Genomic DNA, 14,309 nt, shown 5'->3' with positions numbered 1-14,309 from the left:
ACTGTGGCGCAAGGCACTCATCCACACGCCTATTGCGCCAGCGCAAACCTGACCTGCTGTGCGCCTGTAAAACTCCCTTGCAGGCCACTTGGCCCATGACCAAGCCACAGGAGTGTCAGATGACGCAAACCCGCAGTCCCTCCCCTACCTTGCGCCTGTTGTGCGCAGCCCTGCTCGGCGCGTATGGCCATGCGGCCATGGCGCAGGACACCGGCGCCGCCGGCGAGCCTGCCGCCATGCAGCGCGTCGAAGTCACCGGTTCCTCGATCAAGCGCCTCGTGTCGGAAACGGCGACGCCCCTGTCCATCTTCAAGGCCGAGGATTTCGCCAAACAGGGCCTGACGACAGCCCAGGAAGTGCTCAGCAAGATACCCTCGAATGCGTCCAGCATGGGCAGCGGCAATGCCGTCGGCGGCAATACCAGCGGCTTGCCCACGGGCGGTCAGGCCAGCGCCGACTTGCGCGGCCTGGGCGGCGACAAGACCCTCGTGCTGCTCAACGGCCGGCGCATCGCCAACCATCCGTATGACGGCGCCAGCGTCGACCTGAACATCATTCCGATTGCCGCCCTCGAGCGCGTCGAAGTGCTGCGCGACGGCGCCTCGGCCATCTATGGCACGGACGCCATCGGCGGCGTCATCAACTTCATCACCAAGCGCTCGGTCAACGTCACGAACATCACGGCCGAAGTGGTCGCCCCCGAACACAAGGGCGGCGGCGAGCACCGCATCAACCTGTCGACGGGTTTCGGCAAGCTCGACACGGACGGCTACAATATCTTCGGCGTGCTCGACTACCACAAGCAAAACGTGCTCACGTCGCAGGACCGTGCTTTTTCAGCCACCGGCATCGTCCCCTCGCGCGGCCTGTCCATTACCAGCGGCACGACGTTTCCTGGCAACTACTTCGATGCGGCGGCCAACGGCGGCAATGGCCTGGCCGGCAACCCCTACGCGGCCAGCGGCTGCCTGCCGCCGCTGTCGGTGCCGGCCGTGCCGGCGAACGGCACCTGCCGCCAGGATTACACGCGCCAGATCGACGACTTGCCCGCACAGCAGCAAATAGCCTTCTTCGGCAAGGGCGCCTTCAAGCTGGGCGGCGGCCACCTGGCCACGGTGGAATACCTGCATTCGGAAAACAAGGTGAAGGCACGCACGGCGCCGCCACCGCAAACGGGCCTGATTCTGCCCATCAGCAGCAAATATTATCCGGGCAATGCGGGCGGCGTACCGGCCCAGCCGGGCTTGTCGGGCCAGCCGCTGAGCGTCAACTGGCGCCCCGTCGAGGCGGGCCAGCGGCAGATCGATTCGGACGGCAAGGCGGACCGCCTGGTGCTGGCCCTCGAAGGCGAGCTGGCCGGCTGGGACTACAAGACGGGCCTGAGCCATGCCATCAGCAAGTCGTCGGAAAAATTCACGAACGGCTATGTGCAGGATGCGGGTTTTGCCGCCGGCGTGCTGAACGGTATCCTCAATCCCTTCGGCGAGCAGGATGCGGCCGGCAAGGCTTACCTGGCCAGCACGGCACTGCGCGGCGAAGTGCAAAGCGCCAAGGTCACCACCACGGGCTTCGACATCAAGGGCAGCCGCGAACTGATGCAGCTGGCCGGCGGCCCGCTGGCAATCGCGCTGGGTGGCGAGGCGCGACGCGAAAAGGCCGACTTCAACGTCAACCGCGACATCGCCGGCCAGGCTGCCAGTTCCGGTCTGTCGGGCTCGCTGTCGAAGAGCGGTTCGCGTACCATCGAAGCTGTCTTCGGCGAAGTCAACTTGCCGCTGATCAAGGACCTGGAAGTACAGCTGGCCGCCCGCTTCGACCATTACAGCGACGTGGGCAGCACCACCAATCCGAAGGTGGCCCTGCGCTACCAGGCCAGCAGCGCGCTGGTGCTGCGCGGCTCGGCCAGCACGGGTTTCCGCGCGCCCACCCTGTTTGAAAAGAATGCGCCGCCGTCGAAGAACGATACCAACGACACCTACGACGACCCGATTTTGTGCCCCGGCGGCGTGCCGCAGCCCGGTGCCAATCCCCTGCGCGACTGCGACCTGCAGCAATTCAAGCTACAGGGCGGCAATGAAAAGCTGAAACCGGAAAAATCCACGACCTTTGCCGTCGGCCTTGTGCTCGAACCCATCAAGGAAGTCACGCTCGCCATCGATTACTGGAACATCCATTTGAAGGACAAGATTTCGTCCTTGCCCGAGCAATCGATCTTCGGCAACTACGAAAAATACAAGGCCTTGTTCCTGCGCAATCCCGATGGTTCACCCTACGCCATCCTGGACTTGAACGACAATCTCGGCGAAGTGAAAACGGACGGCATCGACGTCAGCCTCAATGCGCGCCTGGCCCGTGGCGCGTATGGCGATGTCAGCGTGTCGGTCGATGGCACGTGGACCCACAAGTATGACTACCAGAACGAACGGGGCGGCGCCTTCATTGCCAACGTGGGCCGCTACGCGGACAACAATCCCGTGTTCCGCTGGAAACATACGGCCGCGCTGAACTGGCGCATGGGCAACTGGGGCGCCACCGTATCGCAATCGTTCAAGTCCGGCTACACGGATCAGAATCTGGTGGATCCGCAGTTCCGCCACGATGTGCCGTCGTACAGCCTGCTGAACGTGTCGGGCAGCTACGCGTGGAAAGGCTTGCTGCTGACGGCCGGCGTGAAAAACCTGTTCGACAGGGAACCGCCGTTCTCGAACCAGGGCACCTTGTTCCAGAAAGGTTACGACCCGCGTTACACGGACCCGATCGGGCGCGCCTGGTACTTGCGCGGCAGCTATACGTTTTAAGGGGAATTTTCAGGTCAATAGATAAAACAGGCAGCGCTGGCAACAGCGTGCCAGCAACAGAAAAGCGGCGCCATCAGCGATGATGTGCGCCGTTTTATTTTACGCATCTGAGCAAGGCTGACAAGGGTTCACGATACTTTATTGCTGAAGGATTACAAAAAAAACAGGGAAATGTTGCATTTCGTCCAAAAAGTCCGCGTGAAATTGACAATCTGAATCGTGAATGTTTTGATGAGGGCCCAGAAAATTTACAGAATTTTCATTGGTGGATTTTCAAAAAGGCAAATAAATTGTTGGCAAGCAACAAGTTATTTCAAAATAATTGCCGCCTTTATCACAATAACAAGGAATTTCAGATGATGATAGAAAATGTAATATCGCGGTCGCTGCGCCTGATGTTTGCAGGCGGCATGGCCCTGAGTATGCACGCCGCGTACGCACAAGAAACAACAGATGGCACCATGCAACGCGTGGAAGTCACGGGTTCGAGCATCAAGCGCATCGCTTCCGAAGCGTCGCTGCCGGTGCAGTCGTTCAACCAGAAAGACATCAAGAAAACCGGCGTCACCACGGTGACCGATTTCATCCAGCAAATTCCTGCGATGCAGGGCTTCTCCGTGGCCGCCGATTCGGTGGGCGGCGGCGGCGGCGGCGTCACAACGGCCTCGATCCACGATATCGGCGCAGCCTACACGCTGGTGCTGCTGAATGGCCGCCGTATCGCGCCATCCAATTCCGGCACCACCATCGACCTCAATTCGATCCCCCTGTCGGCCATCGAGCGCGTGGAAGTGCTGACGGACGGCGCCTCGGCCCTGTACGGCGCCGACGCCATCGCCGGCGTGGTCAACTTCATCCTGAAAAAAGGCGCATCGCCGCTGGAAATCAATGCCAAGTATTCGCGTCCTGAAGAAAAAGGCGGCGCCAGCAACTCGATCTCGATCAGCAAGGGCTTCGGCGATATCGACGAAGACGGCTACAGCATCTTCGTGTCGGCCAGCCATGACGAACAAAAATCGCTGAAGGCATCGCAGCGCAGCTTCGCGAAAAGCGGCATCATCAATTTCAACGATCCGAAGACCGGCAAGGCACTGCAATTCATCAACGGTTCCTCGCGCTCGGCCCCTGGCAATGCCACGGTCGATTACAAACGCACCGATGCGAACGGTAATGTGGTCATCAATCCAGAGACCAACAAGCCCTTCATCGACAACGTCAATCTGAACCCGTACGCCCTGGCCCATGGCGGCAAATGCGCCGCCAGCAACATGGATTTCTATGGCGACGGCAACTGCTATTTCGATTCGCCATCGACCATCGAAATCAATCCCGAATCGAAGCGCGACGCCATCTTCAGCTCGGGCACCGTCAAGCTGGGCAAAACCGGCTTCCAGGGTTTCTATGACCTCGCCTACACCGAAGCGCGCGTCGTCGCCAGCATCGCGCCGTACCCGGCCGATTTCTCCGTCGATGTCGGCTCGCCGCTGTTCAACAAATATCTGGCACCGAACCTGACGCCGGCGCAGTTGGCCAACGCCACGGGCGCCGTCGCCAAATACCGCCTGTCGGAAATGGGCAACCGCGTGTACGACTACGGCACCAAGGCCACTCACATCGTCGCCGGCATCGATGGCAATGCATTCGGCTGGGACATCAACTCGGCCGTGACGTACTCGAAAAACAAGCAGACGCAGAAATACGTCAGCGGCTTCCCGCTGGCCGACAAATTCGACGCGCAAGTAGCCGCCGGCAATATCGACCCGTTCGCCTACCCTGTCGGTTCCATGCCGGACGCCATGCGCCAGGCCCTGCTGGGCACGGGCTTCAGCGGCACCTACAACACGCAAACCGTGGAAATGAAGGGCATCGACGGCCGCGCTTCGCGCCCTGTGTTCTCGCTGCCAGGCGGCACGGCCATGCTGGGTGTGGGCGCCGACTACCGCAACACCTCGTACAAGGTGAAGCAGGCCGACGTCGCCAGGCAGGCGCAGATCCTGTTTGACAATGCACAAGTCGACAGCGAATACGCGCGCGACAATGCCGGCGCCTACGCCGAGCTGATGATGCCGATCTCGAAAAAACTGGAAATGACCGGCTCGCTGCGTTATGACCAGATCGGATCCATCGACGACAAGCTGACGGGCAAGACGGTAGGCAAGAAAGAAAACGCCACCACCTGGAAAGTCAGCGGCAAGTATTCCGCCACCAAGAGCCTGATGTTCCGCGCCGCTGCCGGTACCGGCTTCCGCGCCGCCAGCATGCAGGAAATCGCTGGCCCACTGGAAGACTGGGGCGTCACGGGCGGTAACTACCAATGCCCATTGACGGCAGCGAACGGCATGGGCGGCCACCCGCTGGCCGGCTACTGCAGCGGCGTCGGACGCCAGCAGTTCGAAGCCTTCCAGGGCGGCAACCCGGACCTGAAGCCGGAAACGTCGAAGCAATGGAGCATCGGTACCGTGTTCGAGCCGATCGACAGCCTGTCGATGTCGTTCGACCTGTGGAACGTGGAAATCCGCGACCAGGTCACGGCGGTTTCGGAAGGCCTGATCTTCAACGATCCTGCCAAGTACGCCAACCTGTTCACCACCAAGCACATCAGCTCGACGGGCAAGGACGTGCTGGCCATCAAGCTGCTGCCGATTAACATCGGCAAGGTGGAAAACCGCGGTATCGACTACGACTTCACCCACAAGATGAAGCTGCTGGACGGCCGCCTGACGAGCCGCCTGATGGGTACCTACCTGCTGCGTTCGCGCTACACGACGCCGGGCACCGATGATCAATGGGAAACCAGCCTGAATCGCTACGGTTCGAACGACAAGGTCAGCTTCCGCAACATCATCCGCGCCACCACCTCGTATGAGACGGCCAAGTTCACGCATACGCTGAGCGCCAGCTACCGCAACGGCTACACGGACAAGGAACAGACGGCTGACGATTGCGCCGTGATCGTGGCCGGCAGCCCTGGCGAATGCTATGGCATCCAGCTGGAAGTGCCGAGCTACACCACCTTCGACTTCCAGACGGCTTACCGTCCGCTGAAGAACGTGGAAATCACGGGCGGCATCCTGAACCTGTTCGACCGCAATCCGCCGTTCACCCTGCGTAACACGGGTTCGCATCAAGTAGGCTACAACCCATCGTACTCGAGCGCCCTGGGCCGCCAGTTCTATGTGAGCGGTTCCTACAAGTTCTAAGCTTCCTGTCAGCTGAAAACTAAAAAAGCCCGGAAAGCTTAGCTTTTCGGGCTTTTTTTCATGCTGCTGACCCGTCCTGGAATAAGTTGACACTTTTTCGTTACAGAGAAGGAGTGTCCGATGGAACAAGGGTTTCGACGCAGTCAGCGAGATTACAGCCTGGCTTTTAAATTGAGCGTTGTCGAGCAGGTTGAAAAAGGCGAGATGACGTACAAGCAGGCGCAAACGCGCTACGGAATACAGGGTCGGTCGACAGTTTTGGTATGGTGTCGCAAACACGGCCTGCAGGATTGGACGCATCCCAGGGGCCGAAGCCAACGGAGAGCGACCATGACAGACACACCAGTCAGGCCACTGACGCCAGAGCAGCGCATCAAGGAGCTGGAGCGTCAGCTCAAGGAAGAAAAACAGAAATCCGCGCTGTTCGAGGCGGTTCTCGACGTCCTGCGTGACGAATACGGGGTGCCGGTAAAAAAGCCTTTGGGCAGGTCATCGCGCGCAAGCAAGTCGAAGGATTAAGCGTCGAACGGGCCTGCCGCTGTGTCGGCATCAGCCGCCAAGCGTATTACCAGCGCTGTCAGCGCGAGCGACATTGCCTGGACAGGGCGCAAACTGTCGTCAAGCTGGTGCAGCCGATACGCCTGCGCCAGCCACGCATCGGCACGCGCAAGCTGCACAGCATGCTCGGTGCAGCCTTTTCCGGTGCAAAAATCAAATTGGGACGCGATGGACTCTTTGATATCTTGCGCCAGGAGCGGCTGCTGGTGCAACCACAGCGGGCCTATCATAAGACCACGAATAGCCATCACCGCTTCCGGCGCCATCCCAATTTACTCAGGGAGGGGCCGGGACAAGTGCTCGCCACGCGGCCGGAGCAGGTGTGGGTAGCCGATATCACGTATCTCCCGACCGCCGGAAAATGCGTCTATCTGAGCTTGGTAACGGATGCGTATTCGCGCAAGATCGTGGGCTATCACGCGCACGCAAGCCTGCAAACCGAAGAGGTCAGCGAGGCCTTGAAGATGGCCCTGCGAGCACGACAGCGCAAGACGCCGCTGATCCATCATTCAGACAGGGGCATCCAGTACTGCTCGACTTACTATCAAGAAATTCATCGTCGTCATGGACTGACTTGCTCCATGACCGACGGCTACGACTGCTATCAGAATGCGCTGGCCGAACGTATCAACGGCATCCTGAAAGGCGAGTTCTTGCTGAATCGACCTGCAGACCTGAAACAGGCGAGCAAAATGGTGGCGCAATCGGTGCGGATATACAACCAGGAACGACCACATACGGCCTTGAAGTACAAAACGCCCGATGCGGTGCATCGGGCGTTTGTGCAGCAATAAATACTGTCAACCTATTTTAGGACTGGACATGCGCGCCATGTTAGTCCGCGTCGCCCTGCAAGCGGCGCTGCTTCACGGCCGCCGCCAGGTTTTCCAGCACGGCCACGCTGGCGCTCCAGTCGATGCAGCCGTCCGTGACGGACTGGCCATAGATCAATTCCTTGCCGGGGATCAAATCCTGGCGCCCCGCCACCAGATGCGATTCCACCATCACGCCGACGATGCGGCCATCGCCGCCCGCCACCTGGCTGGCGATGTCGGCGCACACGGGGATCTGGTTTTCCGGTTTTTTCGAGCTGTTCGCATGCGAGGCGTCGATCATCAGGCGCGCCGCCAGCCCTTGCGCGGCGATGGCCTTGCACGCCTCGTCCACGCTGGCCGCGTCATAGTTCGGCGTTTTTCCGCCGCGCAAGATGATATGGCAATCCTCGTTGCCGTTGGTCGAGACGATGGCCGAGTGGCCGCCCTTCGTGACGGAAAGAAAATGGTGCGGCTGCGAGGCGGCCTTGATGGCTTCCACGGCGATCTTCACATTGCCGTCCGTGCCATTCTTGAAGCCAACCGGGCACGACAATCCCGACGCCAGCTCGCGGTGCACCTGCGACTCCGTCGTGCGCGCGCCGATGGCGCCCCAGCTGATCAGGTCGGCGATGTATTGCGGGCTGATGACGTCGAGGAACTCGGTACCGGCAGGCAAACCCAGCTCATTGATATCGCGTAACAATTCGCGCGCCATGCGCAAGCCGTCGTTGATGCGGAAGCTGTTGTCCATGTACGGATCGTTGATCAGGCCCTTCCAGCCCACCGTGGTGCGCGGCTTCTCGAAGTAGACGCGCATGACGATTTCCAGTTCGCCCGCGAAACGCGCGCGCTCCTTGACCAGCAGGCGCGCATATTCCATCGCCGCCTTGGTGTCGTGGATGGAGCAAGGCCCGATCACCACCATCAGGCGGTCGTCCTGGCCATGCAAAATGCGGTGCAGGGCGATACGGGCGCTGGCGGCGGTCTGTCCGGCTTGCTCCGAGCAGGCGAATTCGCGGATCAGGTGGGACGGCGGGGTCAATTCCTTCATTTCGCGAATTCGCAAATCATCGGTGCGGGGCATCATTTTCTCCAAAATTTAAGGATGGGTAAAACATCTGGGTAAAAAAAAACCGCCATCAGTGGCGGTTTTTTAGAATGTGCTGGGGTCTCGTTTTTTGCTGCTACGTGAACCGACCGCTACTCCACCGCCTTTGGGGTTGGAATTGCTAAAGTAAAAATAAGCGGTAAAAAAGTGGCGAGCGAACATGCGAGTCATCCCTAAGTGATGATCGACTATAAACCTAAATCGCAAGGGTTGGCAAGCGTATTTGTCGGCAAAGCCGCATGCCGCTGCCGTTTCACACTGAAAAACACGCCAAAAAGCGTAAAAAGTTGCGCGCTGCAGGTCCGCACCGGCTGGCCAACAACGCTGGGGCCGCCGTGGCGCGCACGCCACGCCAGCCCGTTTTGACCTTGGGAAGCGACGCACTACTGATGTAGATCGAATCCCCGCCAGGCCGCACGGCCAAGACTGCAAGGTGTACCTCACCTTTTTCTGTCTGACCTTCCGGAGACTCGCATGATCTACAAACAATCTGTCCATCCATTTTCACCGCCACGCATGGGCCTGGCTCTGGCAAGCGCCCTGCTCGCCCTGCCCGTCCTGGCACAGGAAGCGGCTCCCATTGCCCGCGTGGAAATCACCGGCTCGAACATCCGCCGCGCGCAGGCGGAAACGGCGTCGGCCGTGCAAACCCTGAACGCGGCCGACATTGAAAAATCGGGCAAGTCCAGCGTGGCCGAACTGCTGCAGACCCTGGCCGTCGACAACCAGGGCTCCGTGCCCACTACCTTCGGCAACGGCTTTGCCGCCGGCGCTTCCGGCGTGTCGCTGCGGGGCCTGGGCACGGCCTCGACCCTGGTGCTGCTGAACGGGCGCCGCGTGGCGCCATATGGCCTGGCCGACGATGGCCAGAAGGTATTTGCCGACCTGAACATCATTCCCCTGGAAGCGGTGGAACGGGTGGAAATCCTCAAGGATGGCGCCTCGGCCATCTACGGTTCGGACGCCATCGCCGGCGTGGTCAACGTGATCCTGCGGCGCGACTACCAGGGCACGGCCATCAAGGGCAATTACGGCAAAACGAAAGAGTGGGACGGGCGCGACGCGCGCGCCGCCATCACGCACGGCTTCGGCGACATCGACAGCGACCGCTACAACGTGCTGCTGAACCTCGAGTACAGCGAAAAGGCCGCCATCTGGAACCGCGACCGGGCCGGACGGGGCGCCGTCGGCCGCAGCGACTTGCGCGACTTGGGCTTCAGCGCACAGGAAACCCTCAGCGGCGCGGGCGCCATCACCACCAACAACGCGGCCGGCAGCGCCGTCAACGGCAATGTGCGCAATCCCGACACGCTCGACTACTACAACCGCGGCAACCTGGCCGGCGTGGGCTTTACGCGCACCTTCCCCGGCGCCGCCTGCGGCAACTTCACCACACATCCGCAGGGCGACCCGGGCGGCGGCTGCCTGACCGATGCCGCGCAGCAATACGGCCAGATCCAGCCCAAGCAAAAGAACATTAATTTCTTCGGCCGCGCCGCCTGGCAACTGACGCCTGCCTTGCAAACGTATGCCGAATTGAACGTGTATCACAGCGAATCGAATTCCGTCACCACGCCCTCGACGGTCAGCGGTTCGGTCGGCTATCCGGGCGGCCCCGTCAGCAATGCCGGCGTGTCGCTCGGTGCTGCGCACCCGGACAACCCGTATTTCGGCACGGCGGCGCGGCTGCGCTACCTGGCGGCCGACGTAGGGCCGCGCCTGTCGGAAGTCGACTCCACCTTCACGCGCTTCGTGGCCGGCATCAAGGGTAGCGTGGCGGGCTGGGATATCGACAGCGCCTTGCTGTACTCGCAGAACAAGGTCTCGAACGACTTGAACGGCTATCTGCAGCGCGACGTCGCCTTCGCCCTGCTCAACCCGACAGCCGCCAATGTGGCGGCTGCCAGCCTGAACCCCGCGTATGCGGCCCTGCCGGCGGGCAGCCTGTGGCGCATCGCGGAAAACGCGGGCCTCAATTCGCCCGCGCTGTACGCGGCCCTGTCGCCGCGCATCTCGAACGACGCCAAGACACATATCGCGCAGATCGACTTCAAGGCCAGCCGCGAGGTGGCCAAGCTCGACGGCGGCGGCCTCGGTGTGGCCGTGGGCGCAGAATTCCGTCACGAAGCGACGGAACTCAAGCCCACCACGGGCACGGAACGGGGCAATATCATTGGCCTCGGCTATTCCGCCTACAAGGGCAGCCGCAACGCCTCGGCCATCTATGCCGAAGTGCTGGCGCCCGTGCTGAAAACCGTGGAACTGTCGGGCGCCCTGCGCGCCGACCATTTTACCGACGTGGGCAATTCCTACACGCCGAAAGTGGGCGTGAAATGGACGCCCATACGCGAACTGGCCCTGCGCGGCACCTTTGCCAAGGGCTTCCGCGCTCCAAGCGCGGCGGAAAACGGCGTCGGCGGCCTGGCCGCGTTCTCCACCGCCAGCGATCCGCTGCGCTGCGCGCTGGGCGTGGAAGTGGCCTGCGATCCGGCGCCGATCGCCGTCATCACCTCACCCAATCCGAACCTGTCGCCCGAACGTTCGCGCAGCTATTCCGTGGGCGCCGTGTGGGACCCGCTGCCGCGCAGCAGCATTTCCGTCGACCTGTGGCAAATCCGCCGCAAGAATGAAATCAACCAGGAGCAGACGGATGCGGCCATTGCCGCCGGCAACGTGGCGCGCGACCCGTCCACGGCCACCGGTATTCCCGGCGATCCGGGCGCCATCACGGCCGTGCTGGCCAACTATGTGAATTCGGCGCAAACGACGGTGCGCGGCATCGATATCGACGCGCGCCAGCGCTTCAACCTGGGCAGCGACTATGGCAACCTGGTGTTCGACCTGAAGTGGACGCACCTGTACAAATGGCTGCGCACGGAACAGGATGGCACGCAGCGCGATTTTGCCGGCACGCATGGCAATTGCGACGTGTCCAACTGCATGGGCACGCCGGACGACCGCATCAATCTGGGCGCCACCTGGGAACGCCAGAACTGGCGCGTCACGGCCAACGTCAACTACCGCGCCCCGCTCGACAACGTGCGGTTCAAGAATGACCCGGACGGCTGCGCCACGCATTTTGCCGACGGCACGGACGCGCCGCGCGGCTGCCGCATCGCCTCGTTCACCACGGTGGACCTGACGGCCCGCTGGCTGGCCACGCCCAAGCTGGAAGTGTTTGCGACGATACAAAACCTGTTCGACAAGATCGCCCCGCTCGACCCGCTGACGTATGGCGCCACGGGCTACAACCCGCTCGACTACGCGGGCGCGGCGGGACGCTTCATCAGTGCGGGGGTGAAATACAAGTTCTGAAAAATCGGGAGCGTAGGTCGGATTAGCGGGGCGCAGCCACGCGTAACCCGACAACCGTGTTGACGCGCCGGCAGTGGTGTCGGGTTACGCGCCTTGCGCTAACCCGATCTACGCGAGCGCCATCTCGGAAAAGTAGGCCGGATTAGCCCGGAGGGCGTAATCCGACAACCGTGTTGGCCGCCCCGTGTTCAGCAAAATCAGGCCGTGCCGCCGACCGTGATGCCGTCGAGGCGCAAGGTCGGCTGCCCCACGCCCACGGGCACGCTTTGCCCTTCCTTGCCGCACACGCCCACGCCCGAGTCGAGGCGCATGTCGTTGCCGATCATGGAGACGCGGTTGAGCACGTCCGGGCCGTTGCCGATCAGGGTGGCGCCCTTCACCGGATAGCTGAGCTTGCCGTTTTCGATCATGTACGCTTCGCTGGCCGAAAAGACGAACTTGCCATTCGTGATGTCGACCTGGCCACCGCCGAAGTTGACGGCATACAAGCCGTTTTTCACGGAAGCGAGGATCTCGCCTGGGTCCTTGTCGCCACCCAGCATATACGTATTCGTCATGCGCGGCATGGGCAGGTGGGCGAACGATTCGCGACGCGCGTTGCCCGTCACGGGCATCTTCATCAGGCGCGCGTTCATCGTGTCCTGGATGTAACCCTTCAGGATGCCGTCTTCGATCAGGGTCGTGCACTGCGTGGGATTGCCCTCGTCGTCGATATTGAGCGAACCGCGCCGGCCGGCCAGGGTGCCGTCATCGACCACGGTGACGCCCTTGGCCGCCACGCGTTCGCCGATGCGGCCCGAAAACGCGGACGAACCCTTGCGGTTGAAATCGCCTTCCAGGCCGTGGCCGATCGCTTCGTGCAGCAAGATGCCGGGCCAGCCCGGTCCCAGCACGATGGTCATGGGCCCGGCGGGCGCGGGGCGCGCTTCCAGGTTCACCAGCGCCGAATTGACGGCATCGCTGGCATATTGCTCCAGCACGGCATCGCTGAAATAGTCGTAGCTGAAACGCCCGCCGCCGCCGGCCGAGCCCGTTTCGCGGCGGCCGTTCTGTTCCGCGATCACGGTCAGCGACACGCGCACCAGCGGGCGGATGTCGGCCGCCAGCACGCCGTCGCTGCGCAGCACCAGCACCACGTCGTACTCGCCGGCCAGGCCCGCCATCACTTGCACCACCCGGGGGTCTTTCGCCCGCGCCATCTTTTCCACGCGCTCGAGCAGCTGCACCTTGGCCGTGGCATCGAGCGAGGCGAGCGGATCGTTGGGCAGGTACAGCGAGCGTCCGCCCTGCGGCTGCATCCGGCCCGCGATCTTGATTTTGCCGGCGCCCGCGCGCGCAATCGTGCGCGTGGCCGCTGCCGCTTCCAGCAGGGCCCGCTCGGAAATGTCATCGGAGTACGCAAACGCCGTCTTGTCGCCGGACACGGCGCGTACGCCCACGCCCTGGTCGATGGAAAAGCTGCCCGTCTTGACGATGCCCTCTTCCAGGCTCCAGCCTTCGCTCTTGGTCGACTGGAAATACAGGTCGGCATAGTCGACCTTGTGCGTAAACATCGTGCCCAGGGCTTTGAGCAGCTTGTCTTCGTCCAGGCCGAACGGCGTGAGCAGGATATCGCGCGCCACGGCCAGGCTGGACAGATTGGGTTCAAATGGAATCATGGCTATCTTTTCTCAACATTCAATTTACATCGTCCGATGGGTTAGCGCGGGCAGGGACTCGCGCACGCCGGCCAAAAACACCAGGTCGATCTCGCCGCTGACCACGCCCTCGCCTTCCGGCAGCACGGCGATCACTTCGCCCCACGGGTCGATCAGCATGCTGTGGCCCCAGGTGCGGCGGCCGTTCGGATGCAGGCCGCCCTGCGCCGAGGCCAGCACATAGCACTGGTTTTCGATGGCGCGCGCGCGCAGCAGCACTTCCCAGTGGGCGCTGCCCGTCGTATGGGTAAACGCGGCCGGCACGACGATCAGCGCGCAATCGCCCATGGCGCGGTACAGTTCGGGAAAGCGCAGGTCATAGCAGATGGACAGGCCGACGCGGCCAAACGGCGTCTCGATGGCACGCACCTGCGCGCCGGGCACGATGGTGCGCGATTCGTTGTACGACTCGGCGCCGCGCGTAAAGCCGAATAAGTGGATCTTGTCGTAGCGGCCGGCCGGCTCGCCTTGCGGGTCGTACACCAGCGTGGTGTTCAGGACCTTGCCCTCCTCGCCGGAAATCAGGGGCAAGGTGCCGCCGATCAGCCAGATGCCGTGCTGGCGCGCCATCTGCGCCATGCCATCCTGGATCGGCCCGTGGCCGGGCTGTTCCGCATGAGCCAGCTTGTCCGTTTCCTGCTTGCCCATGATGGCCCAGTATTCGGGCAGCACCACCAGCTGCGCGCCACCGGCGGCGGCCTGCGCCACCAGGCGCCGCGCCGTGGCCAGGTTGTCTTCCACGGAAGGCGAGGAAATCATTTGTACTGCTGCAACTGTATGCATCATTTCACCTCTTGTACATTCGACCTTGCCGAATG

The 14,309-nt window shown here is 62.0% G+C and carries 7 protein-coding genes; 4 read left to right on the top strand and 3 right to left on the bottom strand.

The window, feature by feature from the left end; all coding sequences use genetic code 11:
• Positions 1-119 precede the first annotated feature (119 nt).
• The 3 genes from AC3RCG_RS06595 to AC3RCG_RS06585 all read left to right on the top strand — a co-directional run bounded on the left by AC3RCG_RS06595 (position 120) and on the right by AC3RCG_RS06585 (position 7,350).
• Positions 120-2,798, top strand: coding sequence for a TonB-dependent receptor (locus tag AC3RCG_RS06595; protein WP_492404479.1), 2,679 nt, complete (start codon positions 120-122; stop codon positions 2,796-2,798).
• Positions 2,799-3,259: 461 nt separating this feature from the next.
• Positions 3,260-5,998, top strand: a complete 2,739-nt coding sequence (locus AC3RCG_RS06590) for a TonB-dependent receptor (RefSeq protein WP_492404481.1) — start codon at positions 3,260-3,262, stop codon at positions 5,996-5,998.
• 120 nt (positions 5,999-6,118) lie between these two features.
• Positions 6,119-7,350, top strand: a protein-coding gene (locus tag AC3RCG_RS06585; RefSeq protein ID WP_492404483.1) for an IS3 family transposase whose coding sequence is annotated in 2 segments (ribosomal slippage) — positions 6,119-6,484 and positions 6,487-7,350 — 1,230 coding nt in all. Because the reading frame shifts where the segments join, the coding sequence is not laid out codon by codon here.
• Between the two features lie 40 nt (positions 7,351-7,390).
• Here AC3RCG_RS06585 and aroG read toward each other — a convergent pair.
• Positions 7,391-8,455, bottom strand: a complete 1,065-nt coding sequence (gene aroG, locus AC3RCG_RS06580) for a 3-deoxy-7-phosphoheptulonate synthase AroG (protein ID WP_070219338.1) — start codon at positions 8,453-8,455, stop codon at positions 7,391-7,393.
• A 498-nt stretch (positions 8,456-8,953) separates the two neighbouring features.
• Here aroG and AC3RCG_RS06575 point away from each other — a divergent pair, with 498 nt between their 5' ends.
• Positions 8,954-11,794 (top strand): TonB-dependent receptor, encoded by a 2,841-nt coding sequence (locus AC3RCG_RS06575; RefSeq protein ID WP_492404485.1) that lies wholly within the window; start codon positions 8,954-8,956, stop codon positions 11,792-11,794.
• Positions 11,795-11,991: 197 nt separating this feature from the next.
• On the opposite strand, the gene tldD is transcribed toward AC3RCG_RS06575, so the two are convergent.
• Together tldD and AC3RCG_RS06565 are read right to left on the bottom strand one after the other, a co-directional pair.
• Complete coding sequence (gene tldD / locus AC3RCG_RS06570) at positions 11,992-13,452, bottom strand: metalloprotease TldD (RefSeq protein WP_492404487.1); 1,461 nt, start codon at positions 13,450-13,452, stop codon at positions 11,992-11,994.
• A gap of 24 nt (positions 13,453-13,476) precedes the next feature.
• Positions 13,477-14,277: a carbon-nitrogen hydrolase family protein gene (locus tag AC3RCG_RS06565; RefSeq protein WP_492404489.1), complete on the bottom strand. Its 801-nt coding sequence runs from the start codon at positions 14,275-14,277 to the stop codon at positions 13,477-13,479.
• Between the last annotated feature and the right edge of the window lie 32 nt (positions 14,278-14,309).

Source organism: Janthinobacterium sp. GW823-FHT01H08 (genome assembly GCF_058797855.1).
The sequence above is the reverse complement of the archived record's forward strand: the minus strand, read 5'-3'. Positions and strand labels throughout refer to the sequence as shown.

Excerpts from the sequence above, each read along its gene's own strand:
- AC3RCG_RS06595 (WP_492404479.1), top strand. The coding sequence starts at position 120 with ATGACGCAAACCCGCAGTCCCTCCCCTACCTTGCGCCTGTTGTGCGCA.
- AC3RCG_RS06590 (WP_492404481.1), top strand. The coding sequence starts at position 3,260 with ATGCAACGCGTGGAAGTCACGGGTTCGAGCATCAAGCGCATCGCTTCC.
- aroG (WP_070219338.1), bottom strand. The coding sequence starts at position 8,455 with ATGCCCCGCACCGATGATTTGCGAATTCGCGAAATGAAGGAATTGACC.
- AC3RCG_RS06575 (WP_492404485.1), top strand. The coding sequence starts at position 8,954 with ATGATCTACAAACAATCTGTCCATCCATTTTCACCGCCACGCATGGGC.
- tldD (WP_492404487.1), bottom strand. The coding sequence starts at position 13,452 with ATGATTCCATTTGAACCCAATCTGTCCAGCCTGGCCGTGGCGCGCGAT.
- AC3RCG_RS06565 (WP_492404489.1), bottom strand. The coding sequence starts at position 14,277 with ATGATGCATACAGTTGCAGCAGTACAAATGATTTCCTCGCCTTCCGTG.